General features: G+C 57.1%; 26 protein-coding genes. 10 read left to right on the forward strand and 16 right to left on the reverse strand.

The window, feature by feature from the left end; all coding sequences use genetic code 11:
- Window positions 1-27: 27 nt before the first annotated feature.
- The 6 genes from ACGK9W_RS18200 to ACGK9W_RS18225 all read right to left on the reverse strand — a co-directional run bounded on the left by ACGK9W_RS18200 (window position 28) and on the right by ACGK9W_RS18225 (window position 6,295).
- Entirely contained in the window at window positions 28-1,689 is a 1,662-nt protein-coding gene (locus ACGK9W_RS18200; RefSeq protein WP_153634292.1) for an NAD(P)/FAD-dependent oxidoreductase, read from the reverse strand.
- Window positions 1,680-2,180, reverse strand: coding sequence for a DUF6231 family protein (locus ACGK9W_RS18205; protein ID WP_222465925.1), 501 nt, complete (start codon window positions 2,178-2,180; stop codon window positions 1,680-1,682). The genes ACGK9W_RS18200 and ACGK9W_RS18205 overlap by 10 nt, the downstream gene beginning before the upstream one ends.
- A 17-nt stretch (window positions 2,181-2,197) precedes the next feature.
- Window positions 2,198-3,520, reverse strand: a complete 1,323-nt coding sequence (locus tag ACGK9W_RS18210; protein ID WP_405417965.1) for a DASH family cryptochrome — start codon at window positions 3,518-3,520, stop codon at window positions 2,198-2,200.
- Window positions 3,521-3,735: 215 nt separating this feature from the next.
- Window positions 3,736-4,485 carry an SDR family oxidoreductase gene (locus ACGK9W_RS18215; protein WP_069182655.1) on the reverse strand — a complete coding sequence of 250 codons (750 nt, stop codon included), beginning with the start codon at window positions 4,483-4,485 and terminating at the stop codon, window positions 3,736-3,738.
- Between the two features lie 31 nt (window positions 4,486-4,516).
- Window positions 4,517-5,638 (reverse strand): alkene reductase, encoded by a 1,122-nt coding sequence (locus ACGK9W_RS18220; protein ID WP_305965552.1) that lies wholly within the window; start codon window positions 5,636-5,638, stop codon window positions 4,517-4,519.
- Between the two features lie 69 nt (window positions 5,639-5,707).
- Entirely contained in the window at window positions 5,708-6,295 is a 588-nt protein-coding gene (locus tag ACGK9W_RS18225) for a TetR family transcriptional regulator C-terminal domain-containing protein (protein WP_405417968.1), read from the reverse strand.
- Window positions 6,296-6,410: 115 nt separating this feature from the next.
- On the opposite strand from ACGK9W_RS18225, the gene ACGK9W_RS18230 reads away from it, so the two are divergent.
- The gene (locus ACGK9W_RS18230; protein ID WP_405417970.1) at window positions 6,411-7,523 is read left to right on the forward strand and encodes an S-(hydroxymethyl)glutathione dehydrogenase/class III alcohol dehydrogenase; all 1,113 of its coding nucleotides are present in this window, start codon (window positions 6,411-6,413) and stop codon (window positions 7,521-7,523) included.
- 44 nt (window positions 7,524-7,567) lie between these two features.
- Here the strand turns inward: ACGK9W_RS18230 and ACGK9W_RS18235 are convergent, their stop codons facing one another.
- Window positions 7,568-8,593, reverse strand: coding sequence for a peptidoglycan -binding protein (locus tag ACGK9W_RS18235; RefSeq protein WP_069182680.1), 1,026 nt, complete (start codon window positions 8,591-8,593; stop codon window positions 7,568-7,570).
- On the reverse strand, window positions 8,590-9,318 hold the full coding sequence (locus ACGK9W_RS18240) for a MotA/TolQ/ExbB proton channel family protein (RefSeq protein WP_064229170.1): 729 nt from the start codon (window positions 9,316-9,318) through the stop codon (window positions 8,590-8,592). The genes ACGK9W_RS18235 and ACGK9W_RS18240 overlap by 4 nt, the downstream gene beginning before the upstream one ends.
- 95 nt (window positions 9,319-9,413) lie before the next feature.
- On the opposite strand from ACGK9W_RS18240, the gene ACGK9W_RS18245 reads away from it, so the two are divergent.
- Window positions 9,414-9,860 carry an acyl-CoA thioesterase gene (locus ACGK9W_RS18245; protein WP_405417973.1) on the forward strand — a complete coding sequence of 149 codons (447 nt, stop codon included), beginning with the start codon at window positions 9,414-9,416 and terminating at the stop codon, window positions 9,858-9,860.
- 72 nt (window positions 9,861-9,932) lie between these two features.
- Here ACGK9W_RS18245 and ACGK9W_RS18250 read toward each other — a convergent pair whose 3' ends face one another.
- Window positions 9,933-10,616, reverse strand: a complete 684-nt coding sequence (locus ACGK9W_RS18250; protein WP_405417975.1) for a type 1 glutamine amidotransferase domain-containing protein — start codon at window positions 10,614-10,616, stop codon at window positions 9,933-9,935.
- A gap of 239 nt (window positions 10,617-10,855) precedes the next feature.
- Between ACGK9W_RS18250 and ACGK9W_RS18255 the strand changes: the two genes are divergently transcribed.
- From ACGK9W_RS18255 to ACGK9W_RS18275, 5 genes are all read left to right on the forward strand, one after another.
- Window positions 10,856-11,608 (forward strand): substrate-binding periplasmic protein, encoded by a 753-nt coding sequence (locus ACGK9W_RS18255; protein ID WP_405417978.1) that lies wholly within the window; start codon window positions 10,856-10,858, stop codon window positions 11,606-11,608.
- Complete coding sequence (locus tag ACGK9W_RS18260; RefSeq protein WP_405417979.1) at window positions 11,605-12,987, forward strand: ribonuclease J; 1,383 nt, start codon at window positions 11,605-11,607, stop codon at window positions 12,985-12,987. The genes ACGK9W_RS18255 and ACGK9W_RS18260 overlap by 4 nt, the downstream gene beginning before the upstream one ends.
- Window positions 12,988-13,090: 103 nt before the next feature.
- Window positions 13,091-13,792, forward strand: a complete 702-nt coding sequence (locus ACGK9W_RS18265; protein WP_405417982.1) for a substrate-binding periplasmic protein — start codon at window positions 13,091-13,093, stop codon at window positions 13,790-13,792.
- A gap of 119 nt (window positions 13,793-13,911) precedes the next feature.
- Entirely contained in the window at window positions 13,912-16,179 is a 2,268-nt protein-coding gene (locus ACGK9W_RS18270; protein ID WP_405417984.1) for a putative bifunctional diguanylate cyclase/phosphodiesterase, read from the forward strand.
- A gap of 70 nt (window positions 16,180-16,249) precedes the next feature.
- On the forward strand, window positions 16,250-16,678 hold the full coding sequence (locus tag ACGK9W_RS18275; RefSeq protein ID WP_405417987.1) for a hotdog fold thioesterase: 429 nt from the start codon (window positions 16,250-16,252) through the stop codon (window positions 16,676-16,678).
- Between the two features lie 15 nt (window positions 16,679-16,693).
- Here the strand turns inward: ACGK9W_RS18275 and ACGK9W_RS18280 are convergent, their stop codons facing one another.
- Window positions 16,694-17,647: a GGDEF domain-containing protein gene (locus tag ACGK9W_RS18280; RefSeq protein WP_405417990.1), complete on the reverse strand. Its 954-nt coding sequence runs from the start codon at window positions 17,645-17,647 to the stop codon at window positions 16,694-16,696.
- 76 nt (window positions 17,648-17,723) lie between these two features.
- Window positions 17,724-19,061, reverse strand: a complete 1,338-nt coding sequence (locus ACGK9W_RS18285) for an HD-GYP domain-containing protein (RefSeq protein ID WP_405417993.1) — start codon at window positions 19,059-19,061, stop codon at window positions 17,724-17,726.
- A gap of 163 nt (window positions 19,062-19,224) precedes the next feature.
- On the opposite strand from ACGK9W_RS18285, the gene ACGK9W_RS18290 reads away from it, so the two are divergent.
- On the forward strand, window positions 19,225-19,905 hold the full coding sequence (locus tag ACGK9W_RS18290; protein ID WP_136630704.1) for a hypothetical protein: 681 nt from the start codon (window positions 19,225-19,227) through the stop codon (window positions 19,903-19,905).
- Here the strand turns inward: ACGK9W_RS18290 and ACGK9W_RS18295 are convergent.
- A complete protein-coding gene (locus ACGK9W_RS18295) occupies window positions 19,902-20,633 on the reverse strand; it encodes a sulfite exporter TauE/SafE family protein (RefSeq protein ID WP_136630705.1) in 732 nt (243 codons plus the stop codon). The genes ACGK9W_RS18290 and ACGK9W_RS18295 overlap by 4 nt on opposite strands.
- A gap of 210 nt (window positions 20,634-20,843) precedes the next feature.
- On the opposite strand from ACGK9W_RS18295, the gene ACGK9W_RS18300 reads away from it, so the two are divergent.
- On the forward strand, window positions 20,844-21,191 hold the full coding sequence (locus ACGK9W_RS18300; RefSeq protein WP_405417996.1) for a YchJ family protein: 348 nt from the start codon (window positions 20,844-20,846) through the stop codon (window positions 21,189-21,191).
- Window positions 21,192-21,198: 7 nt separating this feature from the next.
- On the opposite strand, the gene ACGK9W_RS18305 is transcribed toward ACGK9W_RS18300, so the two are convergent.
- The 3 genes from ACGK9W_RS18305 to ACGK9W_RS18315 form a co-directional block, all read right to left on the reverse strand.
- Window positions 21,199-21,579, reverse strand: a complete 381-nt coding sequence (locus tag ACGK9W_RS18305; protein WP_349343977.1) for a rhodanese-like domain-containing protein — start codon at window positions 21,577-21,579, stop codon at window positions 21,199-21,201.
- 83 nt (window positions 21,580-21,662) lie between these two features.
- Window positions 21,663-22,037, reverse strand: a complete 375-nt coding sequence (locus ACGK9W_RS18310) for a thiol-disulfide oxidoreductase DCC family protein (protein WP_405417998.1) — start codon at window positions 22,035-22,037, stop codon at window positions 21,663-21,665.
- Entirely contained in the window at window positions 22,021-23,373 is a 1,353-nt protein-coding gene (locus tag ACGK9W_RS18315) for a CHAD domain-containing protein (protein WP_405418001.1), read from the reverse strand. The genes ACGK9W_RS18310 and ACGK9W_RS18315 overlap by 17 nt, the downstream gene beginning before the upstream one ends.
- Window positions 23,374-23,598: 225 nt before the next feature.
- Between ACGK9W_RS18315 and ACGK9W_RS18320 the strand changes: the two genes are divergently transcribed.
- A complete protein-coding gene (locus ACGK9W_RS18320) occupies window positions 23,599-25,275 on the forward strand; it encodes a methyl-accepting chemotaxis protein (RefSeq protein ID WP_405418004.1) in 1,677 nt (558 codons plus the stop codon).
- Here ACGK9W_RS18320 and ACGK9W_RS18325 read toward each other — a convergent pair whose 3' ends face one another.
- Window positions 25,276-26,454 (reverse strand): response regulator, encoded by a 1,179-nt coding sequence (locus ACGK9W_RS18325; protein ID WP_069182697.1) that lies wholly within the window; start codon window positions 26,452-26,454, stop codon window positions 25,276-25,278.
- Window positions 26,455-26,493: the final 39 nt, after the last annotated feature.

Below are 26,493 nucleotides of genomic sequence, written 5' to 3' on the forward strand. Positions count from 1 at the left end.
GGCACAGATCGGCCTGGGCAACGCCTGTTACCCCACAAAAATACGTTTTGCCAACCCGGCGCCGCGCCAGCCCTGGATGGCCAGGGTGCTGACCAGCCCACCAATCATCGCGCCCACCACGCCGCAGGTAAGGATGTCCTGGCCGGTGAGATAGAGCCCGGGAATGTCGGTTTTCGGTTTCAGCCAGTCCTGTTCGAAGCGCTCAGGGTTGTGGTCCAGACCGTAGAGCTCGCCCCGACCATAGCGGCAGAACCAGGCGGTAGACAGCGGCGTGGAGGTCTCCACGTAATCCACTTTGCCCCGAAGCTGCGGGAGTTTCTCGTACATCACTTCCAGCAATTGGTCGGTAATTTTCTGCTTAAGGACCTCATAGTCTTCCCCGCGCTTGCCCCAGGTAGTGTCCTGCCAGGGCTCGAACATCTCCCAGGTGGTTGGTGCGACAATCTCTATGGTGGAGGTGCCAGGCCAGCGGTTCTGGTAGTCCGGGTCCTTGGCTGCCGGGAAGGAAATATACACCACCGGAAACTCGGTGTTTTCCGGATCATCCAGGAACTGTTGCACGTTGCTGTCGTGATCGGCGCTCGGGTAGATCCAGAAATTGGTGCGCGGCAGCCCGAGCGCTTCCGGAGTTCCTTTCAGGCCGATGTAGAGCCCGATATGGGGCATGGAGGGAATAATGTGCCGGCGTTTGCGCTTGTAGCCGATTTTTTCTGCGGCCTCAGCCGGCAGCAATTTTTCAAAGGTGTTGATCACCCCGGCGTTGCTGATGACCATTGGTGCCCGGATTTCCTCACCGTCGGCCATGCGCACGCCGGTTGCCTTGCCCTTCTCGACCAGGATGTCAGTCACATCGGCGTAGGTGAATACCTCACCACCGGGCTGCTGAATGACGGGTATGATGGTTTTTGCGATCTCCGACGCACCGCCAACCGGATAGAAGCCACCGTAAAGGTAGTGCTTGGCAATCAGCGCATGAACCATAAAGCTGGATTGCTTCGGTGTGACGCCGCAATCGCCCCACTGGCCGGTGATCGCACCGATCAGTTCCTGGTTGTCGGTCAGTTCGCTCAAAACGTCCCAGGTGGTCTTGTTGAAGTAATCCGGTAAGGCCATATCCAGGCCTTTATGAACGAGCGGGCTCAGAAGTCCGGGCGTGAGCTTGGAAAGCGTATACCACTGCATGCCGTCGGCTACCTTCCCCAGCAGTTTTACATACTGGTCGATGGCTCCCTGTTCATCCGGGAAGGCATCCAGCAAGGAGAGCCGAAGGCCCTCCTTGCCGGCACGCAGATTGACGACCTTGTCTCCCAGAAAGAAACGGTCGTAATTCTCATCCATGGGTGCCCATTCCAGTTTGCCGTCGGTAATGTAATCGAACAGTCGCCGGCCCAGGGTATGGGGTGAGCCCATATCGCCGATATAGTGAACACCCACGTCCCATTCGTAACCGTTGCGGGCGTAGCTGTGGGTGTAGCCGCCGGCGGTGTAATGTTGTTCGAGTACCAGTACCTTCTTGCCGGCCTTGGCCAGGCAAGCGGCCGTTGTCAGGCCGCCAATGCCGGAGCCGATTACAATGGCGTCGTAAGGGCCTTTCAGTCGGTTGGCCCGGTACCGGGTGCCGATCCGGATCGTACTGGGTTTGAGTTTTCGGGAAGACGGACTGCTCACTTCTGCGCTTTCTACCACCATGCTTTGCCCCACATTTCCGGATTGGCCCAGTTCTCTGGATTGTTCCAGGCCCGCTTGTGGTTGTAAGTATCCAGATTGTAGGTGTACAGCGTCAGTGCACCGTTATCATTTTCCAGTTCGGCATGGCGACGGAAGCCAAGGCCGATGAAGTCCGTAAACGCCCAGTCGGGAGCCTCTCCCACAAGAACCGCAATCTGATGGGTGCCATAGTTCCTGAGTTGTCCCAGCAGAAGGGCGCCTTCGTCATGGGGCAGGTGTTCGAGGGTTTCGGTAACGAGGGCCAGGTCTGCCACCCGGTCCAGGAACAGGTGGGCATTGGGGTCGATGGTGTCCAGTGTGTGAACGTCAACGCCCTTCTGATGTTTCTGCCAGATCCGTGAGACTTCGGTCGCGAGGTTGCCGCAACTCAGCAAGGTAGAGGGAGAGCTGGTATCGATGATGCGAGCCAGGGTCTCACGTGCCGTATTGCCGTTATCCTTCCTATCCGTCATGGCGGTTCGCCTTATTGCTACAAGGGCCAGTCTGCCGCATCCACTGTGTGTAGACCTACGGGCTGTTCCGCGTGTCCGCCCCAGCGGTCAATGAAGGTGCCGGTGGGATCGTACTGCTGCGTCTGTTTTTCCAGATTGAATTGCCGCAGGCCTCTCGGGTCCGCCCCCACGCCAGCCAGGTACTGCCAGTTGCCGTAGTTGCTCCCTACATCATAGTCGATCAACTGCTCTTCAAACCATGCCGCTCCGTATCGCCAGTCGAGGCCCAGTTCGTTGATGAAACAGCTTGCCACCAGTTGCCGGGCCCGGTTGCTCATGTAACCGGTTTCACGCAGCTGATTCATGGCCGCGTTTACGATTGGGTATTCGGTGTTGCCCTGGCACCAGGCCTTGAAACGGTGGCCGTAGAAGGTGCCGTGTCGACGCTTGCGCTGGACGCCATCACGGCGGAACAGGTTGGCGCCGTGTTTCAGGGCGTACCAGTAAAAGTATTCCCGCCAGAGCAGTTCGAACCAGAGCCAATAGGTGGATTCGTTTTTGGTCTCACTGGCTTCGTACTCTGTGATGGTTTCCGCCACTTCGCGAACCGAGAGACTGCCGTTGGCCAGCCAGGGCGAGAATTTTGAGGAGGCGTCCCAGGAGTCCAGGGCGTTGCGGGTCTCCTTGTAGCGGTCAATGCTGTGGTTGCCGTACAGGAATTCCCGAAGCCGCTCCACGCCAGCTGTTTCACCCCCCATAAACTGCAATGGATGCATCGGCTCTGGTATCGGCGGGCAGTCGCCGCGATTGTCCTCCGGGAACCCTGGTGGCGGAGGCAGGGCTGTCAGAGTGCGGATACGCAAACGCTCGGTACAGCGTTCTCCGGTTTTCTCAACCTGCTTGCGGAACTGGGAAAAGGTGTCCGGCAGATCCTGCAGGGTCATGGGCAGGGAGCCCTCGGTAAACAGGCTCAGGGTTTCGAATTGCTGGAACAGGGTCTGTGGCAGTTTGTCCTTGATCGCGCGCCACTGGCCAGCTTCCCGGGTGCCCGGCAACCGCGACCGGACAACCCGGGCAATACAGTGGGCATGCACCAGCTCGGGGACCACGGCTTCCGGCTCGCCATAGGCAATATGCAGGCGCTGGCCAAGCGTCCGCAGGGTTCGCTCCAGCGCCATCAGGCTCTGCCAGAGGAAGCGCCAGCGATGATCGCCCATGGCTTTGCTTTGCAGTGGCCCCGGTGCGAACCAGCGGGGATCAACAACGTAGACACATAAAAGCACGTCGGACTTCGAGGCCGCCAGCAACGCGGCGTTGTCGTGCAGGCGAAGATCCCGGGTAAACCAGTAAAGCGTATGCAAGGTTGATGCTCCTTGGCCTTTTGATTCAACCCTTCAGATACGTACCAGATTCGGAAAAGTTTTTGGGGGCGCAACAAAGATATGTGATGTGCGTGGGAACTTCGCAGGTAGGTGGTGATCTTTCGAGGATTTTGATGAGACTGGCCGTGGATCTCTTGCACCAACGCTGCCCTTGCGGGGCAGCATGGTGCAGGGTTCGAGGATCGAGAGAAGTTCTACAGCTCCTGAGCCGTCGGCCGCAGGATGATTTCATTGATATCGACATCCGCCGGCTGCTCGATGGCATAGACAACTGCCCGGGCCACGGCATCGGAATCAATGGCGACTTCGTAGAGCTCATCCGCCGCCTTTTTCGCGTCGGGATCAGTGATGGTGCTGGTGAGCTCGGTGGCGACGGCACCCGGCGAGATGTTGGTGCTGCGGATCTCGTCGCCGCCTTCCATACGAACGCCTTCGGACAGCGCCTTCACCGCATATTTGGTGGCGCAGTAGACGGCGGCACCGGGGAAGACCTTGTGCCCGGCGACCGACGACAGGTTGAGGATGTGCCCGCTGTGCTGTTCCCGCATGGTCGGCAGTACAGCGGCGATACCATACATCACGCCCTTGATGTTGACGTCTACCATCTGTTCCCACTCATCAACCTTGAGGGCGTCCAGCGGTGCCAGGGGCATCAGCCCGGCGTTGTTGACCAGCACATCGATCCTGCCAAACGCCTCTTTTGCCGCGGCGGCCAGAGACTCAACCTGATTGCGGTCGGTCACGTCGGTGACCTGCCAGATGGCTTCGGCGCCCCGGGACTTGAGATCTTCCGTCAGGTCTTTCAGGCGGTCCTCCCGGCGTGCTGCGAGTACCAGCTTGGCGCCCCGGTCTGCCAGGCGGCGGGCCGTGGCTTCACCGAGACCACTGCTGGCGCCGGTAATAATCACTACTTTGCTGTTGATCGGGTCATTGGTGTTGCTCATGGTTTGTCTCCTTTGGGAATAAAAGCGCTGTTCAGGCGCTTTTTTCGAGTTCTATCAGTGTCGGGTAGTCGGTGTAACCGTGTTCATCACCGCCATAGAAGGTGCTGTCGTCCCAGTCGTTCAGGGGCGCGTTCTGGCGGAAGCGCTCCGGCAGATCCGGGTTGGCGATAAACGGGCGGCCGAAGGTGACCAGATCGCACCGGCCTTCGTCGATACGCTTTCGGGCCTCGTCGGCGGTGTAGGCGCCATTGGCAATGTAGGTGCCCTTGAAGCCGGCGCGGATCGCGTCGATGACTTCTTCCGGGCGGCCGTTCGCGTGATTGCCCTGGAAGGAGTCTTCCACCACTTCGATGTAGGCAATGCCCAGGTCGTTCAGGTGCCGGGCGAAGGTACCGAAGGTTTCGGCCGGGTTGTCGTCGTCCATGGCATTGAAACTACCCGTGGGGCTGACGCGGACGCCGACCTTGTCCTTGCCCCAGACGTCGATAACCGCTTCGACGACCATCAATGGCAGGCGCAGACGGTTTTCCACCGAGCCACCGTATTCGTCAGTGCGATGGTTACTGCCGCTCTTGATGAACTGGTCCAGCAGATAGCCGTTGGCCGCATGGACTTCAACGCCGTCAAAGCCGGCTTCTTTTGCGTTCAGCGCACCCTGGCGGTACTGCTCGACAATGTCGGTCATTTCCGCGGTTTCCAGGGCCCGGGGCTCCGGGATATCCACCATGCCGGAGTTGGCACTGATGAAGGTCTTGGCACCTTCGGGCTTGATGGCAGAAGGCGCAACGGGCTTTTCACCGTTCGGTTGCAGGTCCGGATGGGAAATCCGGCCCACGTGCCACAGTTGCATGTGAATTCGGCCGCCGGCCATGTGCACCGCCCCGGTTACCTTCTTCCAGCCTTCAATCTGTTCCTGCGAATGAATGCCGGGGGTAAAGGCATAGCCCTTGCCTTGCGGCGAAACCTGGGTGGCTTCACTGAGAATCAGGCCAGCGCTGGCCCGCTGCTGATAGTAGCGGGCGTTCATGTCGTTGGGGATATCCCCGGGCTGGCTTGAGCGGGAACGTGTCAGTGGTGACATCAGAATCCGGTTGGGCAGGGCCAGTTCGCCCAGATGGTGCGGCTGAAAAAGTGGATCGTTCTGGTTGCTCATCGGGCATCCTCCTTCAGGATCAAATGATATTAATTAGACCAGTCTACTAGTCGGCAATCGAAAAAAATTTCAGCCGATGTTCAGGCAGTGTTTGAAAAAGACTCGCACGAACCTCTCCATGGGTTCGGTGGACTTGAGGACCTTCGAACGCAGGATGGCGCCTTCCCAGCCGGACAGAAAAAAACTGGCGGCGTCTGCCGCGTCGATGTCGGCGCTGATGTCTCCGGCCTGCTGGGCAGCACGGATGCAATGCTCAAAGCGTCTTTCCCAGCTGGCGAAGACCGAGTCCAGCCTCTGCCGGAAGGCTTCGTTCTGTCCCGCCAGTTCCTGGCCCAGGTTGCCGATCAGACAGCCCCGGGTGTACTCGCAGCTGGTCATGGTTTCAAAGCCGGTGTCGAAGTAGGCGCGCAGCCGGTCGACGCAGGAGCGGCTGGTGTCATTGAGAATCCGATCCAGTTTGGCGTCGTATTCCTCCGCGAAGGTATCAATGACCGCCAGGCCGAAATCATTCTTGCTGCTAAAGTAGTGGTAGAACGACCCCTTGGGTACGCCAGCTGCGGTCAGCACGGCGTTGATGCCTGTCGCACCAAAGCCTTTATGGCCGATCAGGTCGGCGCCGGTGTGAATAATGTGAGTGCGGGTGTCGGTTGACGTCATATCTGCTATAGTAGACCAGTCGTCTAGGAATCGTCAAACCGTCAATCTGTCAATTCATCATACAAAGGGAATCAGCAATGCCCGAGATTCCTGACAGAACCAGAGGAGCATGCCAGTGATCAAATCCCGTGCCGCGGTGGCCTTTGAAGCCAACAAGCCGCTGGAAATCGTTGAAGTGGATGTCGCCCCGCCGCAAAAAGGTGAAGTGCTGGTGCGCATCGTTGCCACCGGCGTCTGCCATACTGATGCCTACACCCTGTCGGGCGCCGACCCGGAAGGCCTGTTTCCGACCATCCTCGGCCACGAAGGCGGTGGTATTGTGGAGGCCGTGGGCCCGGGCGTGAAAAACCTGGAAGTGGGTGACCACGTGATTCCGCTTTACACCGCCGAGTGTGGCGAGTGCAAGTTCTGCACCTCCGGCAAGACCAACCTGTGCGGCGCCGTTCGGGCCACCCAGGGCAAGGGCGTGATGCCGGACGGCACCTCCCGCTTCTCCTACCAGGGCAAGCCGCTGTACCACTACATGGGTTGCTCCACCTTCTCCGAGTACACCGTGTTGCCCGAGATCTCTCTGGCCAAGATTCCCAAGGAAGCGCCCCTTGAGAAGGTGTGTCTGCTCGGTTGCGGCGTGACCACCGGCATCGGTGCGGTGATGAACACGGCCAAGGTGGAAGAAGGGGCAACGGTAGCCATCTTCGGCCTGGGTGGTATCGGCCTGGCGGCTATCATCGGTGCCACCATGGCCAAGGCCAGTCGCATCATTGCCATCGACATCAACCCGGGAAAGTTCGACATCGCCAAACAGCTGGGTGCGACCGATGTGGTCAATCCCAACGACTACGACAAGCCGATCCAGGAAGTGATCGTTGAAATGACCGACGGCGGCGTGGACTATTCCTTCGAGTGTATCGGTAACGTCAAGGTGATGCGCGCCGCCCTGGAGTGTTGCCACAAGGGGTGGGGCGAATCCGTCATCATCGGCGTCGCCGGCGCCGGCGAGGAAATCAGCACCCGTCCGTTCCAGCTGGTCACCGGCCGGGTCTGGAAAGGCTCAGCGTTTGGCGGCGTGAAAGGCCGTACCGAACTGCCTGGCTACGTGGAGAAAGCCGAAAAAGGTGAGATTCCTCTGGACGTGTTTATTACCCATGAAATGCCGCTTGAAGACATCAACAAGGCGTTTGATTTGATGCATGAGGGTAAGAGCATTCGGACGGTTATTCATTTCTGACCGCAATACTTCTTGAGGGTGGCAGGGCGACTGCCTCCCTCCTATCAGCGATCCGTCAGCTTGAGCTCGATCCTCCGGTTTCTCTGAAGCGCTTCCGGTGAGGTGCCCTCCGCCACCGGGAAGAACTCGCCAAAGCCGGCAGCCGCCATGCGCCGTTCCGGTACACCCTGCGCTGCAAGGTAGCGCACGACTGCAACCGCCCGCGCGGTGGACAGCTCCCAGTTGGAAGGGAATCTCGGGGTATTGATAGGTATGACATCGGTATGACCGTCAATTCTCAGAATCCAGTCAACGTCATCAGGAATCCTGGCTGAAACATCAAGCAGCAAATCCGCAAGCTTGTCCAACTCCTGCCGGCCTTCCTCTCCAAGTTCCGCCGAGGCGGAGGCAAACAGCAGTTCCGAAGGTAGCAGAAAACGGTCGCCGACAATCCGCACGTTCTCGTTACCGGCCAGAATATCCCGAAGCCGGGCAAAGAATTCCGACTGGTACTGTTCCAGCTGGCTGACCCGCTCGGCGAGCAGGGTGTTCAGCCGTCGGCTCACCTGTTCCAGCTCCTGCTCTTTTTCCGCAGTCATCTGTTCCTGCAGCTCCAGGGCCGAGGCAATCTGTCTGAGCTGTTCCCTCAGTGAGGCGATCTGATTGGATAGCCGCAGGATCATGGCCTGCTGGCTGGCGGACATCTCGTCTTTTTCGTCAATGGATTCTTCCATACCGGCCAGTCGCTCCGATTGCGCATCGGCGACGGCGGTCTGCTGCATCAGCCGTTCACGGGTGGATTCCAGCTGGTCAACCAGACTGTTGTTGCGGTCCTGAACGCTGGTCAATTGAGCTTCCAGCGCCTCGCTCCGGCTTTCTTCCAGGCCAAGCAGCTCCGAGAGTTCGTTCAACTGGGCATTCAGGCGGGCCAGCTGGGTATCCCGGTCAGACAGCGTCTGGGACAGATAGAGCTGGCTGACCACATATACCAGTAGCATGAAGATCACCAGCATCAGCAGTGCCGACAGGGCATCCACATACCCCGGCCAGACGTTGGTGGTGCTTCGGCTTCGGCGCCTGGATCCGATCATGACAGGTCTTTCTCGCTGTCTACGCGGTCTACAAGATTGGTCACGCCGGTCAGCCACTCCTCAAGGCCGTCATAGAAGCGGTTTTGGGCATGGCCGGCCTGGATATCCAGGAAGCCCAGTATCAGTGAGCCGCCCAATCCCAGCAGAGAGGAGCTGAACGCGGTGCCCATGCCCTCAAGCGGCGTAAGCAGGCCTTCCTGAAGCTCCGCAAACACCTTGCCGAAGTCTTCCTGGCTCATATCCAGTCCGGTGATGACCTGGCCGACCGAGTTGATGGTGCCGAGCAGGCCCCAGAAGGTACCCAGCAGGCCGAGGAAAACCAGAAGACTGATGAAGTAACGGGTGATCTCCCGCTGCTCATCCATGCGGGAGTGAATGCCATCGAGCACGGTTCGCAGGGAGAGAGTCGACAGCGTGAATCGATCCTTGGTTGCATCCTCTCCGAGCTGTCTTGCCAGTGGCTTCAGCAGTTTAGGCTCCTGGACCACCGACAGTCCGGCATGCCCGGTCCGGAACTGTGCAATCCACTTCAATTCCGGAAAGAGGACAAATACCTGCCGGTAAGTGAGGGCGATACCGACGATCAATACGCCGAGAATCAGCAGGTTGAAAACCCAGTTGGCCATGAAGGCCGAGATCAGAGGTTTGTGGATCAGGGCGCCGACGATGACGACCACGCCGAGGAACAGCGTCATCCAGAAAAGGGTGTGCTTCGGGTTGCTCATAGCGGTGGCCAGCTTTTTTGAGATATTCCTCAAAACGTTAGCACAGATATGAGAAGCTGTTGGCGACAGTAACTGAACTTTAATCGGAGCGCTTCATGGCTGGTGATCTGCCTTTCCGCTTTCGCTTCCGGGTTCGCTATGGCGAATGCGATGCCCAGGGTGTGGTGTTCAACGCCCGCTATGCGGATTTCGTTGATATTGCAGTGAATGAGTATATTCGCACGCTGTTTGGCGATTACCAGCATCTGCTGGATCAGGATCTGGATATTCAGGTTGTGAGCCTCACCGTGAACTGGAAAGCCCCGGCAAAGTTCGATGATGTGCTGGAGGCGCGTATTCGGGCGGGGCGAATCGGCAACACTTCATTCACGTTGCATCTTGAATTCTTCAGGTATGGGGATGGGGCGTTTATCGCCGATGCCGATGTGACCTACGTGGTGATTCAGCCTTCAGTGATGGGAAAAGTGACGATACCGGATCATATTCGTGAACTGCTGGAGCAGGGCGCTCCTGGCGAGTTGATCAGTCACGCGGGGGAATGAACTCGAAGCGTAAGAAAAAGGCCAGATGAGAATCTCACCTGGCCTTGGGTTCATCTTCCGGTCTTTACCGGATCAGGCCTCCTGCAAAGCCTGCACGACGGCTTTCGCCGCGCCCTCGGAGGATGCCGGGTTCTGCCCGGTGATCAGCTTGCCGTCCACCACGATGTGCGGAGCCCAGTCGTCACCGCGGGTGTAGGTGGCGGTATTTTCCTTTAGCATGTCCTCGAGCAGGAAAGGCACCACACCGCTGAGGCCTACTGCTTCTTCCTCGCTGTTGCTGAAGCCGGTGACTTCCCGGCCGCCAACGATGTTCTGGCCCGGTTTGACTTCCACGTTCTTGAATACGGCTGGCGCATGACAGACGGCTCCAATAACCTTGTCCTGCTCGTAAGCCGTTTTGATCAGGGCAATGGACTTTTCGTCATTGACCAGGTCCCACAGCGGGCCGTGGCCGCCCGGATAGAAAATTGCGTCGTACTCGTTCATGTCCACATCGCTCAGCTTCTTGGTGCTGGCAAGGGATTCCTTGGCGTGGGCATCCTGCTGGAAACGACGGGTGGTTTCCGTGAGCGCCTCTTCCGTCTCGCTGTTGGGATCTACGGGAGGCTGGCCGCCTTTCGGCGAGGCGATGGTGATGTCGGCACCGGCATCCCGGAACACATAGTAGGGCGCGGTGAACTCTTCGAGCCAGAAGCCGGTCTTATGGCCGGTGTCGCCCATCTGGTCATGTGAGGTAAGAACCATCAGAATTTTCATGGTGTCCGTCCTTTCTGTTGACGAATGTATGGCACTTTCGACAGCTATCGGTAAATAACGTGCAGCCGGTTTAGTGAATCATTTCTTTACTGATCTGGTAACCGACCTTGTGCCACGGGTGGTTGATTTCAACCGTGATTACGTAAATCCGACGTTCCCGGATCTTGAACCGTCTATACTGGACACAGATGACCAGACTGCATAAGAACCTGAAAGGCTCACAGGCAAGGACGACAGGAATGCGAGTGCTAACAGCCGCCCTTCTGATGGTGTTGGTGTTTCCCGCTTGGGCCCAGCAGGGCACAGAAACTGTGGAACCTCTTACCATCACCGTAGGTGCCAATCATGCCCCCCCATACCGGATTCTCCAGGGTGGTGAGCGAACCGGCCTCTACGTGGAGATCTTCGAGGAAATTGCCCAGCGGCTGGGCTGGGAAGTGCATTACCGGGAAGCCCCGTTCAGGCGCGTGTTGAGAATGGTCCAGCAGGGTGAGGTTGATGTCATGCTTGGTCCTCTGGAAACCGAGGAGCGATCCGAATTGATGGAGTTCGTGGCACCGGCGTTTCCGCCAGAACGACGATTGTTCTTTTATCTGAACAAAGAGCACCGCATTGACCGCTATGCCGATCTGTACGGCAGGGCCATTGGCGTGCTGGAAGGCGCGTCGTATTTCCCGAGATTTGATAATGATGAGGACCTGCTCAAAGAACCAGCGCCTCGATATGAAAACCTGATGCTGATGCTTCAGAAGGGCCGGGTGGATGTGGTGATTGCGCCAGAACTGGTGGGTTTGTACACGGTTGAGAAACTGGGGCTGGATGTTGAGGTCTCACCGTTCTTTGTGCCCGGAGAGCGCTCTTACATCGCCGTTGCGAAAAACTCGCCGGTGATTCAGTACGCCGACGATATCCGGGCGGCTCTGAAACTGATTGAAATGGAAGGCATACACGAGGATCTGGTATTGAAGTATATGGACCGAGTCGCCGAATGATTCCTGCGCAGTCTGATCTCTGGTTTCTGCCCCTGGGGGGTACCGGCGAAATCGGCATGAACCTCAACCTCTATGGCCACGACGGAGCCTGGTTGATGGTGGATTGCGGCGTCACCTTTCCAAAGCCCGGCCGAATTGCCGCTGACGGAACCGTGCACCACCGGGGGGAACCCCCGGTGCAAATGGCGGACCCCGCTTTCATCGCTGACCGCCGTGACCACCTGGCGGGTCTGGTGATAACCCATGCCCATGAGGATCACGTTGGAGCCGTACCCTATCTCTGGCCGCTTTTGCAGTGTCCGATCTACACCAGTCGGTTCACTGCGGAAATTCTGCGACGAAAACTTGCGGAGTTCGATCTGCTGCACCGGGTTCCGATCATTGAGGTGGAGACGGGCCAGAGCAAACAGATCGGGCCTTTCAGCGTGCAATGGCTGGCGCTGACGCATTCCATCCCGGACCCCAACGCCCTGATGATTAGAACCGCCGCAGGTAACATCTTTCACAGCGGAGACTGGAAGCTGGATGAGCAGCCGCTGGTCGGCCATGGCTATTCGCCACAGACCTTTACCGATCTGGCGAAAGAGGGCGTGAACGCCATGGTATGCGACTCCACCAACGCAACGGTCTCAGGTCACTCGGTCTCCGAGGGAGCCTTGCATGCCGGATTGTTGCAGGCTATACGATCCGCTGAGGGGCGCGTTGTAGTGACCTGTTTCGGCAGCAATATTGCCCGCCTGCATACGCTCTCTTCGATTGCGCGAGAAACAGGGCGCTATATGGGGCTGTTGGGCCGTTCGCTGATCAATATGAGTGGTGCCGCCAAGGCCGCCGGGCTGTGGGATTCGGCTGACCAGTTGATCAATCCCGCTCATCTTGGCTATCTGCCCCGGGATGAAGTCATGGCCGTGGCCACCGGCAGTCAGGGTGAACCCAGAACGGCCCTGCGCAGACTGGCTGCTGGTACGCATCCGGATTTCGAGTTGGAAACCGGCGATACAGTCATCTTCAGCGCCCGTGCTATTCCCGGCAATGAAGAAGCCATAGAAGCACTGGTGGCGAGACTCAAAGAGTTGGGTGTCCGGGTAATCACCGCCGAAGATGCGGATTTGCCAATTCATGCCTCAGGTCATCCTGCGCAGGAAGAGCTGGAGTTAATGTACAAGTGGGTCAGGCCTGCCATTGCCATTCCGGTGCATGGTGAGGCTGAACACATGGAAACGCACGCTGACATAGCCAAAGCAACTGGTGTACCCCGAGCCATGGTGGGCAGAAACGGCGATCTTTTCATGATCCGGCCAGTGCCGGGGATACGTCGCCAGGTTGTCGAAACCGGCCGTCTGGGCTGGCACAAAGAAGGTCTTGTCAGAGTTGAATAAGCTATTGTCTTCTGTTGTTGGTAAGTCACTTATCTTTTTTGCAGCCGCGATGATTCTTTCGCCGACTAATGCCACGGCAGTAACCCCGTGCGACACACTCACCGTGAGTGGTAATCCGGAGTATCCGCCCCTGCTCTGGCGAGACGAGCAAAATCCTGGTTTCCTGAATGGCGCCGTACCTGCTTTGCTCCGGGAAATTACCCAACCCCTCGGCGTAACCGTGGAAGTGAAAGATATCGGTTCCTGGGCCCGGGTCCAACGGATGGCGCGCGAGGGGGAGATTGATATGGTAGCCGGGGCGTTCATCACGTCGGAACGCATTCGCTACATGGATTATCTGCTTCCTCCGGTCACGCACTTGCCAACAGCGGTCTGGGTGCCCATCGGGCGGGAGTTCGTCTATCGCCACTGGCCAGACCTGAAGGGCAAGCGCGGCAGTACCCTGATCAACAACAGCTTTGGCCAGAACTTCGACCGGTATGCAGAGCAGAATCTGCGCATTGAAGGTGTCCGGTCCATTGAGCAATCCTTCCAGATGGCGTTGGTTGATCGTGTTGATTATGTGCTCTATGAAGTCCTTCAGGGAGAGGTGAAACTTGAATACATGGGCATTGCTGACGATTTCGTTCCGCTGGAAACGCCGGTTAGCCGTGAGGGCCTGTTTCTGACTTTTTCCAAGGCTTCGCCGTGTAATTCCTTTGAACTAAGAGAGCGCATTGCGGACCGGCTTTATGAGCTTGTGAACTCTGGCAGGGTCGATGAGCTGATCCTGCAGTATAAAGCTCGTTATACAAAAGCGAGTTGAGAGGCTACCGTTAGTGCTAGCACATGAACTTTTGAGGCGCACCCGTCGTAACTCAGTACAGGTACTCCCGGTATAAAATAAAATTCATGGGCAGTATTGCTGGGAAGGAGTCCGTAGCAATGGCAAAGGCAGTTACCTCGGGCCACAGGGATTTCGTGTACAGGTTGTCGCTCAACCTTGCCCGCTCGAAGATTGACGAACTGGATGGTTGCATCCACGGGGTTATTGCTGAGCTTGGCGATTGGCTTGGATCTGATCGCGCCTACCTGATCAATTTCGAAGAAGCCACCCAGACAATTTCAATCTCCCATGAAACCTGCAGAGACGGCGTCACACCCCAACGGGATGCCATTCAAAATGTTCCGAAGGACCGATATCCCTGGCTTATGGAGCAGCTTCAGATCCTTCCGGTTCTGGTGATCCCCGAAGTCGAACAACTTCCCCCGGATGCAAAAGAAGAGAAACTGGAATTCCTTCTTGAAAGTATCCGGAGTCTGGTTCTCGTTGGTTTGAAGCTGGAGGGACAAGTCAGCGGTATTCTGGGGTTCGATTTTCTTGACCATTCCTGTGCACTGGATCCGGGTACAGAGGAATTTCTGCTCCAGGTAGGCGAAGTTCTGGGGGCTTCGGTGCACCGACAGATATTGGCCAGTCGCAATGTGCGATTCGAAAACAGCCTCTATCGGTATTCCGACCAGTTTCCGGGGGTTATTTTCCAGTTCAGGATGTACCCCGACGGGCAAACCACGTTTCCCTTCATCAGTGAAAAAGTGAAGGAGCTGTTCGGACTCCCGGCCGATGCACTCAGCCTGGATGCGAAGCCCCTTTTAGACCTCATTGATCCAGAAGACAAGAAATCCTTCGACGAAGATGTAGATGAATCAAGGCGGCAAATGACGCCGTTTGAAACAAACTTCCGGGCCAGGAAACAGGACGGAACAACGGCTTGGATGGAAGCGCGGTCGGTTCCTGCCCGGTTGGCCGATGACAGCATGATCTGGCACGGGTACTTCTACGATGTGAGTGACCGCAAGCAATCGGAATCAGAGATAGAGAAACTGGCGTTCTACGACGCGTTGACGGGCCTTCCAAACCGGCGCCTGTTGCGGGATCGCCTGGCCCAGGCGTTAACTGGAAGCACCCGGGATCATAGCCACGGCGCCCTGGTCTTTATCGATCTGGATCACTTCAAGAACATCAATGACTCGGCGGGCCATATGACAGGAGATGAGCTGTTGATTCAGGTCGGCAAAAGGCTCAAGCAGACAGTCAGGGAGTGGGATACCGTCGCAAGGCTTGGTGGCGATGAGTTTGTTCTCATTCTGAAGGGGTTTCCGGCCGATGCTTCCAGCGCTGCCGCCCGCGTGGAAAAGGTCTGTGAGAAAGTCCGGGAAGCACTGAACGAACCCTATGAACTGAATGGCTTTGAGTACACCGGTACGCCAAGTATTGGTGTCACCCTGTTTTTTGATCACGATGATTCCCTCGAAGAGCTCCTTGGTCAGGCCGACATGGCCATGTTTCGTGCCAAGGAAGACGGTCGCAACTGCATCCGTTTCTACGATGCCATGATGCAGAAAAAGGTGTCCGAACGCCTGGCCATGGAATCCGACCTTCGACTGGCCATTCGGAAGAACCAGTTGGCAGTGCACTACCAGGTTCTTGTTGACGAGAAAGGTAAGCCGATAGGTGCCGAGGCGTTGCTTCGATGGCGTTGTCCGGGCCGTGGCATGGTGTCTCCCGCCGAGTTCATTCCGCTGGCAGAGGAAACGGGCCTCATTGAATCGGTTGGCTACTGGGTACTCGAAGAGGTCATGTCCACGATAGCCAGTTGGAAAAAACGGGGCGGTGTTCTGGCACGGCTCCAGGTGTCGGTAAACGTGAGTGCGAGGCAGTTCCATCTGCCGTCTTTTTGCTCAACTGTGATGGCATTGCTCAGAAAAACGGGGGCATCCCCCAGAAACCTGAAAGTGGAAATCACCGAGAGTGCACTGGCTTACGATCTTGAGTTGGTGGAAGAAACACTGCGAACCCTGAGAAGCATGGGCATACGAATTTCCCTGGACGATTTCGGCACGGGCTATTCATCCCTTGGTTACCTGAAACGGCTCTCGCTGGATGAGCTTAAAATTGACCAGGGATTTGTGCGAGACATCCTCGATGATCCCAATGATGCTGCCATCGCAGAGACCATTCTGGCCCTCGCTTCGTCACTGAAACTATCGGCGGTGGCGGAAGGCGTGGAAACGAAAGGGCAGCTGGAACGCCTTGTTATGATGGGGTGCAACCGGTTTCAGGGCTATTATTTCAGCAGGCCGGTGCCTGTGCGGGAGTTTGAGGGATTGATCGAAAAGGCAGGCGTGGGACACAGAAGAAGGGCTTGGTAGTTCGCATCCTATCTGTATACACTAGCCTTTCCGAGATTTCTTTTCAAACAACATCGAGAGTAATTCCCCCATGGCAATCTGGTCCCGTACCCCGAACCTCGAACAACTTGTCCAGTCCAGTCAGAACACGGCCGTTAGTCACATGGGTATCGAATACCTGGAAATTGGCGATGATTATGTGAAGGGCCGTATGCCCGTGGATGAACGCACAGTCCAGCCGTTTGGCATTCTCCATGGAGGAGCGTCGGTGTTGCTGGCGGAAACCCTGGGAAGCATGGCGGCCAATTGCTGTCTGAAGGATTCGGAAACCGTTGCGGTTGGGTTGGATATCAACGCCAACCACATCCGTCCGGTTACCAAAGGCTGGGTGTATGGCACGGCCAGGGCCATCCATATTGGTAGCGCCACTCAGGTATGGGAAATTCTGCTTGAGAACGAAGAAGGTAAAACCACCTGTATTTCCCGGCTGACCATGGCGGTTACCAGGCGTCCCGGTTGAATTGCCCGGGTGCGTTCAGGGCTTGATTCGCACCCTTCCCCTGCCAAACGCTTTGGATTCGTACATTGCGTTATCGGCCCTGGCCAGAAGATTCTTCAGGTCTGGCTCCTCGGGGTGTAGTTCTGAAATGCCGAAACTGGCCGCTGGCAGGAGACGGACATCACGATACTGGACTGGCATTCCCTGCATGAGCCCCAGCAGTCGTTCTGCCATTTCTGAGGCCTCAGCTGCATGAGCATCGGCGAGAAGGATTGCGAACTCCTCTCCGCCAATGCGCGCGGCAATGTCGGCCTCCCGGACGTTGCGACGGACCAGATTCCCGATGGCCCGCAACACTTCATCCCCGGCCTCGTGGCCATGGTTGTCGTTGATCTGCTTGAAGTGGTCCAGGTCAAACATGATGATGCCCAGAGGCGAGTTGTTGCGGCGGGACTGTTTCAAAAGCTGGTTTCCCAGTTCGAAAAAGGCTCTTCTGTTTCGAAGTCCGGTAAGGTCGTCCTCCAAGGCAGCAGCCCGGGCTTTCTCATGGGCTTCCTTGAGTGCCAGCTCCATTTCTTTTCGTTCGGTGATGTCGGTAGCGATCTCCAGGCGGACCAGCCGGCCATCTATCCAGGGAATCGCCTGGTCCCGGCACTGGTACCAGCGTTGGTCCAGTCGGTTCTGGAATTCCCAGATGTGCGGGGGGGAAGGACTGCCTGCTGAGTCAATCAGCAGGTGGTTGGTGCAGAAGTCGCAGGGGCTGGCGCTATCCTGCAGGACTTCCCAGCACTTTCTGCCATCTATGGAACCCCAGATTTTCCGGCCATAAGCATTCATGTACAGAAGATCATGGGTTTCAAGGTCTGATACGTAAACCAGGGCGTCCAGGTTGTCGAGCACGGCCCTGAGGCCCTCGGCGGGAGTAACCTCCGAAATGCCACCAGCTTCTGGTGCGGCAGGAAGATTGAGGGAGGGGATGCCGGATTTCATGTCTTGTTGTGCCGGAATTTATTTGCAACGCAGTATAGCAGGGCATTTCGGGTTAGAAAGTAACAGGCTGTCCCTTTTATGTGGCGTCAGTGCCCGGATTTGGCTTGGTTACAATCAGACCCTGGTCAACAAACTCCTGTAGCACGATGTCGTAGGTGCCGTCAGGGACTTCCCGGGCGATGCGATAGGTTTCACCCGCGGCGTCTTCAGGACTGACTTTCAGGTCGACTGTCCGGTAGGGGGTCATCAGGCTTTTATCGGCCTCTCTGACCAGAAGAACGCAGGGCTTCAGCTTGTGCTCTGGCCTGCTCTCCACAACGATGCCAACCTCGCCGTTCACCATTTCCACGATGGAGCCCGGCGGATACACACCAATCATCTGGATAAAGGCATCTGCCAGTTCTTCATCGAACTGTGTGCCGCGGTGCTTGTGGATGATTTCTAGTGCCTGCATGGAGGCTCGACCCTTGTCGTAGACCCGGTTGCTGGTAATGGCATCGTAGGTGTCCACCAACCCGATGATCTTGGCAAAGTAGGGGATCTGCTGGGCATGAAGTCCGCGAGGGTAGCCAGAACCATCCATCCGCTCATGGTGGCTGAATGCCACATCCACGGCGGTATTCAGGGAGTTGCTGGTACCCATCAGGATAGTGCGGCCGTGGGTGGTGTGGTGACGCATCACGTCGAACTCTTTCGGCGTCAGTGCTCCCGGCTTGTTCAGGATCTCATCGGGAATCCGGGTCTTACCGACATCATGGAGCAGGCCACACAGGGCCAGATTGCGGATTTCTCCTTCAAGCAATCCCAGATGCTTGCCAAAGGCCGCCGCCAGAATGGACACGTTGATGCAATGCTCGGCGGTGTATTCATCCTGGTGCTTGATTTTTGTGAGTAACAACAGCGCGTTTTCATTGCGGAGGACGCTTTCCACGCAGTGGTTTACCACTGTCCGGGCATTGTTAAGGTCGAGTGTGCGGCCCACCCTCAGGCCCGACATGATCGACTTGGCCGTCTTCTGAGCCTCCTCGAAGCGTATGATCGCCGTTTCCATCTCCCGGCCAGGGTCGATCTTGTTGATGTATCTGACACGCTTTCGGGGTGGTACAGATTTAGGGTGATTTTGCACCGGTTCGGACGTCTGTTTCCTGCGGAAGAGTCCCATCAGGCCTGAAGGCTGTCGCCCGTTGCCGTTGCCGTGTTGTGGCAGCGGTGCCCCATCGATACGTCCTTCAATGAAGACAAAGTTGCACTGTGCCCGCAGCGCATCAATCTCCGTCTGGTCACGAATAACAAACCCCTGAATCAGGAAGTCCGTATCTTCCCAGGGGCGGTCCAGGCGTGTGACGTGCATGCCGATGGCGAGTTCTGACACGTCGATCTGGCTTTCAACAATTTCCTGATGGGGTGCACTCATACTCTAATCCTGAATCCCTGGAGCACTATTTTGAGGCAAAATCGCTCTAACAGGATGGACCGGATTGCAAAATCTGGTCAAATAATGTTCATTCAATGCATTGGCGAACAAGTTCGCCGGTGTTGCGTTGCCGGGCAAGGAGTCGGTCAGAGGGATTTTTCCAATGAATGACCATCGTTCCTTTCATCTGTGGTGGCTGGCTCTGGCAGCGGCTCTTATTCCGCTGTTGACCATACACACCACGTTTACCGTATCGGTGCTGGAAGGGTATGTGGAGCTGTGCAACCCCTACTGGGATAGCTGTACCAGCATCAGTCGTACCGGCCGTCACGGAACATCTTACTTCATTTTCAAAGGTACCATGCTGCCGGCGGCCTTGCTCGGGATTCTGTTCTGGTGGCTCAACGGCCGGTGGTTGCGCCAGCTCGGCGTACATTCGTCCGGGGTTGCCTGGATCCCGTGGCTGGGTATGGTGGCCAGTGTGTCGCTTGCCGCCTATACCCTGGCGCTGGGCCATGCCGGCGACGGCTTCAATCTGGTCCGCCGTGTTGGTGTGGTTCTGTATTTTTCGCTCACCTTCATCTGTGAGTTGCTGGTTAGCGCCGGCTTGCGCAGCCATCCACTTTGGAAACACACGGGCATGAGGCTGTTGAATCTCTGCCAACTGACCCTCGCTGTGGGGATTCTTTCAGTGATCCTGAATGGCGTGGCCCCGGAGTTCTATAGCCGCAAGGACGATGCTTTCGAGTGGATCCTGGCTTTCCTGATCAACGCCAATGCCATCTGGCTGGCGCTGCTCTGGCGCAAGAATCGGTTCCGTGTCCGGCTCTGGGCCGATTCCTAGAGCGGGAGCAGGCCGCGAATGAGGGCTGCGGTTCCGGCGATGGCCGCGATGCCGAGAATGACCGGGCGAAGGCCTTCAAAGGGCATGCGGTTGACGAGTTTGCCGGAAAGCCAGAAGCCCAGGAATACGCCCGGGAAGGTCACTGCGAACAGGAACAGCTCCCGCGTTCCCAGGTAGCCGGAAGCGAGCAGGCCTGACAGGCTCAGGACGCTGGCCGCCAGAAAGAACGCGGACATATTGGCCCTGACCAGAGGCCCCTTTTCATTCTGGTAGATCAAGGCGATCGGTGGCCCACCCACTGCGGTAATCGTGCCCATATAGGTCGAGGCGGCTCCGGCCATCACACTGTTTCGGGCATTCAGCGCTGGCTTGAGCCCACCAATGCTGAGCGCTACCCCGGCGAGAATCAGCACACCAAAAATCAGCTCGAAGCCCGCCGTCGAGATCACCAGCAATGTCAGAGCCGCCAGAATTGCGCCGACAACTCCGCCCACAATGGCAAAGCGCACTTCCCGGACCTGCAATGCGCCTCGATTGCGTATCAGCATGAAGACAGTAAGCAGAGTGGCATTCAGTATCAGGGGGCCGGGGACCAACACCGGGCTGATAAGAAAAAGCAATGGCGCAGCCAGTGTACCAATGCCATAGCCGGCCACGCCCTGCAGGCAGGCCCCGGCGAGAATGGCAAGGTTGGCCAGAAGAATCTGTAACAGCGATACATCCGTCAAAGGAAATCACCAGGAAGTCGTTGGAAAAGGCCGGAGCAGTACCGGTCAGATATTGATACACTGCGGGGCCAGGAGCAAAGTCGAAAAGAATGATCCCCGATGACCCAGCAGCCTGAACACCAAAGTTGCCCCTGTGGCAGCGGCAAATCCTACCCCGAATGCTGCCAGCCGTTCCATCAGGATAAACCGGCTCCGTCGCCGGAGGCATTGATGCGGTCCCGTTACGCAGCGTTCGTTCTCGATCTTCCGGATTACCTGCGAGCCACCTGGCACCAGAGCACACGACCACAGACGCTCACTCTGGCAGACTCGCCGGAATGGACCGGTTTGCAGATCCTGGACACCAGTGAGTCGGGCAATCGCGGCAGGGTTCATTTCCGAGCGCTCTACCGCCTGGGCAAGGGCTGGGGCTTTCTCGAAGAAAAATCCGATTTCGTTCAGGAGCAGGGCCGCTGGTATTACCTTCGGGGAGACACCAGCGAGGGCCAGTTGAAGCCCGGTCGGAACGACGCCTGCCCCTGTGGCAGTGGCCGGAAGTACAAGACCTGCTGCCTGTAGGTATCCATTACTCGAACGAGGGCAGTTCCGGCTTGGCGACCGGTTTGCCTGCTTCCTGCCAGGCATCGAATCCACCGGCGATGGACTGCACATGCATGTAGCCCATTTCCTTCAGGGCCTTGGCGCTCAGGGCGGCTCGCCCGGATGTTTTGCAGTAGCAGACAATGTTCATGTCGCGGCTCTCAAACGCCGGATCGTTGGTAAACTTGAACTCCAGCAAGCCGCGGGAAATGTTCACCGCGCCCGGTATATGGCCAGCCCGGTATTCATCCGCATCCCGCACATCCAGCAGAAGATCGGCATTCCTGATGGCATCGTCCGCCTGATCCAGGGGCACTTCCTGGATTTCTTTCCTGGCGGCTTCTACAAGGTCATGGGCAGTTTTCATGGCTGAGCTCCTCAAACTGATGGAATAAGGTTATGCCTCAGGATAAGGGTTCGACCGCCGAGCGTCACTCCGCATATGTACGATTAAGCCGCCTCGTTGTTACCGAAGGCGCAGGCGTACTTACGTTCAAAGCGCTTATCTGCCCATCTCCCGTAGATACGCGAGGCAATCTGGAAAATGCCGGGCCACAGCAGGGGCTTGAACAGAAAGCCATAGGGCGTGTGGGACCAGGCCCGAACGTTTGCAGGCAAGCCGATGACCCATTCCCCGGTCCAGGTCATCAGGTGCAGGCGTCGCAGCAGGGTTTCATGGCTCGGCAAATTGCCGCTGCCATCACGCTGTTCGTGAATGTCTGCAAAAATCAGGTTGCCCCGTTGGAGTTTGCGCAAAGTGCGAATCTCCTTGGCACACAGTGGGCATTGTCCGTCGTAAAACAGGGTGTCATAACGGGGCTCCATCAAGTCCTCCAAGGGTCAGAATCTGTTTCCGGGCGTCCGCTTTACACTCTTCCAGGGTTTCCAGGATCCCGTCGAGGGCAGCGGGTAAGACCTCCGGGGCCGCCTTGCGGAACTGGTCAAGCAGCTCGATCTGAACATGGAGATCCTGGAAGCGGCCGTACAGCTTTTGGCGTGCTTTCATCGTTTTCAGCTCGGGCTTCCAGATTTTCGAGTCCAGCTCCATCAGGTAACGGATTCGCTTGAGTTGCTTGCGAAGCCGATGAATATCCTCATCCGGGGAGGTATGCATCAGCTCAGCGGTCAATCTGTTGAACCCTTTTATACGGCTCTCCACCGCCTTTCGGATGTCTTTTGCCCTCAGCGTCTCCGCCAACTTCTGGAACTTTCGGGACTCAATGAGGTTCAGCCAGTGCTCCATGCTGTCGTGATAGCGCTTGCTCTGCAGGCGCTTGACCAGTTTTTTGTGGCGGTTGGCGGTTTCCTGTTCGAACCAGATCTGCAGGGCTGCCCGGATTTCCGAATTGTCGCCACACAATTCAGGCAAGTCCTGGAGAAAAACATGCAGATCGCGTAACGGTCCCGTCGCACGGGCATGACGTTTCAGGGTTTTAACCGCTTTTGCCAGCGTCTTGTCACCGGTCACTTCCTGCACCGATTCGGCAATGGCCCGGCTGCGCCGAATCGCAATCCGGTATTGGTGCAGGAATTCGTCGTCCAGGCCCAGGATAACACCACGCTCCAGTTGCCTTAGCCGATCATGTTGGTGGTGAAGGGCCTTGGGGATGTCCCTTGCCGGGTCGTCTCCCTCGGTTCTGGCTTTCTTTTTAAGTTTCCGTTCGAAGTGGGCATAGCTGTAATCCTGTGGCGTCATCAGAGCCACCAGCTTGCCCTTGCCCCGGTCTAGCTGGTGCCAATGTTTGATCGGGAGGCGGATGTGAATGAAGCTGGCGGTAGGTAGCTGTTCGGGAGGATGTTTCAGCAGCCACTGGGCCAGTTCCAGCAAGGCAGGATTGTGACCTACAAGCGTGATTCCGGAATCAGCGTCGCGATGTTCTAGCCAGGCGAGCAGACGCCGGTAGTCAAAGGTGTACAGCTCGGCAAGATGCTGGCAGCGCTCGCGAGCAGCCATCTCAGGCGCTGCCCCCTCAAGTGTGGCGATGGCGCGGGTGGCATCACTGCTGAAGATCTCGCCCTGGAGCGCGCCCGATGCTTCCAGAGCCCTGCCCAGAGGTACCAGTTGACTCTCGCCCCGGGCGTTCAGTGGCCGCTCCCGGTCACAGAGCGTTTCATCGGCCCAGCTGGATTTGGCATGGCGTACCAGAAACAGGTGCTTCATTGGTCTACCTTCGTAGTGGTCCTTTAGTCTGACGCTTGCTCAAGACATTTACGTTACTGCCGTTACTCTACTTGTCTGAAAACATTGGCGGAAGGTCCGTTTATCCGTAGCGCTGAACACGCGCAGAGAGAGTCAGTGAAATCTCTTTTAACAAACTGGAACAGATCGTCTGAGTTGGTCTGTGGATAATCCGCATCAATAGCAAGTTCCCGGGAGTTTGAAAGCATGAATGTTCTGAGTCGGTTAAAAATCCGAAGCCGCTTACTTATCGCTGTACTTGTGCCTGTACTTATAACGGCGGCAACCCTCGCTTGGATCACCGCCAATCAGATTCAGGCAAATGGCGAAGCCGAACTCAAACGCCTGGAGACCAGTCTTCTCGATGCACGTAAGACCGGGCTGCAGAACCTGATTGATGCTGCTGAGGCAGTGGTGTTGGAGGCCAAGAACGACCCTTCAATGACAGAAGCGGAGGCGAAGGAGGCGGCTGCCGCGCGTCTGCGTTCTATCCGTTTTGACGAAACCAATTATGTATTCGCCTACACCCGGGATGTTTTCAACCTGGCGTATGCTCCAGATCCTTCGAAAGAAGGCCCCACGTCAAACCCGGTTGTCAGGAAACTGGTTGGCAATCTTTTCGACGCGGCCCGCGGTGAGGGCTTCTATGGCTATGACTGGATGAACCCGGCCTCTGGCAATGAAGAACCCAAGATGTCCTACTCCACGATCATCCCGGACTGGGACTGGATGATCGGTGCTGGCGTCTACATTACCGACATTGATCGCCAGGTAGCAGCAGCTCGCGAAAAAATTGAAGCCGGTATGGCCGAAACCCTGGGCTTTATCCTGCTGGTGACAGTGCTGGTGGTCGTGATTGCCCTGGTAATCGGCATCTTCGTGGGTCGTAGTGTGACCCGGCCACTGAAGAGCGTCAGCAACATGATGCAGGAAATCGCCGACGGTGAGGGTGACCTGCGCCAGCGCCTGCCAGACGAAGGCAATGACGAACTGGCCGAGCTGGGCCGGCGTTTTAACGCCTTCGTGGTCAAGATCCAGGACACCATGCGTGAGGTGGGCGCGACAACAGACCAGGTGGCTTCTGCAGCGGAAGAACTGAGCCGGGTTGCAAACGAGACCCGGGCTTCGGTTCAGGAGCAGGGGTCCGAGACGGATCAGATTGCCTCAGCCATCAACGAAATGGCCGCCACCATCCAGCAGATTTCCGGTAATGCCAATGAAGTTGAAAGTTCGGCCTCAGACGCCGATCGCATGGCCCGGGAAGGTGGCGAAACCATCAGCAGTGCTCAGGGCGCCGTGAACAAACTGTCCGAAGAGATTGAAGATACCGCCCGAAGCATCAATGCCCTGGCGGAAAAGTCCGATGAGATCCAGCAGGTGCTGGATGTCATTCATGCTGTGACTGAGCAGACCAATCTGCTGGCCCTTAATGCCGCCATCGAGGCTGCACGGGCTGGTGAGCATGGGCGTGGTTTCTCAGTGGTTGCGGATGAGGTTCGCCAGCTGGCGAAACGCAGCGCCGAGTCTGCTGATCAGATTCGCACCATGATTGACGGCTTTGTTACCGAATCCAAGGCATCGGTTGAGCGGATGAACAAATCACGCAACCGCTCGACGGAAACCGTCGAAAGAATCAATCATGCAACCAGCGCGTTGCGAACCATCGAGACATCGGTCGGCAAGATTCATGATCAGGTGACTCAGATCGCCACAGCCTCAGAGCAGCAGAGCCAGGTCGCCGAAGAGATTAACCAGAACGTGGTCCGTATTGTCGATGCTGCCCAACGCAGTGATACCGGCGTAAACCAGACCAACGAAGCCAGCCACGAACTGGCGCGCCTGGGGGAGAGCCTTCGGGAGCTAGTTGGTCAGTTCAAGGTCTGATCAGCGGCTGTCGGTCGCATTGATGAGCTCGCGCAACCTTCGGGAGCGTTTGGCACGGGCGCGGACCGTGGCGGTCAGGTAGTCGGTGTCGAACGGCTTCAGGACGTAGTCGTCGCCTCCGAGGGCAACACTCAAGGTTTTCTCATCCTGATGAGACTGTGACGTCAGGAAGACGATGGGAGTGGCATCGAATTCACGGTCCTCCCTGAGGATGGCAGCGAGTTCCGTCCCGGAGACGTTGGGCATCACAATATCCAGAATGATGACATCTGGCCTGATCGCCCGCGCAACTGTCAATGCCTGCAGAGGTTCCTCGCAGGCATGTACCTCAAGCCCAACATATTCCAGCTGTATTTTTGCGGCCTGCAGGGCGGTTTGATCGTCATCTACCAGCAGAACGCGGTAGGTTGTCGTGTGCTTGCGCTCGGCGAATTCATGGGCGAGGTCCATAAGGCGGTCTTTGGTGACCGGTTTGACCAGATAGCGCGAGGCACCCGCCCGGAGCGCTGCAAGCCTGGCGGGCATTTCGTCATGGATGGAAAGAAAGATAACCGCCGGCATTCTCCCCAGCCGGTTGCGAAGCTGTCGAATGATGTCCGGCCCCGCGCTCATGTCCTCGCCAAAGGCGACGTCCATAATAATCATGTCTGGCCGGGCAAGCGTTTCAAATATATCCAGATAAACCGACGAAGACAGGAAAACTTCCGCATCAAATCCGGCCTCAATAAGCCAGGTAAGCATTTCCTGAGCCACCAACTCGTCATCGTCCACAATGTGGATTTTCCGAGAGCCGCGTTTACTGGGTCCAGGGCTTTCCTCAACCGGCTTCAGGTCGCAATTTCGCATGGTCTCGACCAGCGTATCCATCGTTTCTCTTTTCGAAAGAGCGTCGAGAGGATGCGTGTGCCAGTTCTCGGCAAGAGACAGCAACTGCCTTGCTGCTGTAGAAACATACTCAAGACCGAGAGAACCGGAAGTGCCAGCGAGCTTGTGGGCCTCCTGGTATAGCAGTCCGAGTGAGGCGTTCAGGTTGTCGAGCCCGAATGCATCACTCGGGTCGGTCGGTATCGCGTCGATGAGCGCTTCGAGACGTTCAAACGTCTCGGGCAACTTTTCCACGTAGGCGGCCCGGAGGGCCTCTAACTGTGCCCGATGTCTGGAAAGCTCGTTGTCTGGCATGGACTGTATCCCGGATCCCTGGAATTACTGCAATCAGTG

Source organism: Marinobacter flavimaris, from assembly GCF_045057155.1.
GTDB lineage: Bacteria > Pseudomonadota > Gammaproteobacteria > Pseudomonadales > Oleiphilaceae > Marinobacter > Marinobacter manganoxydans.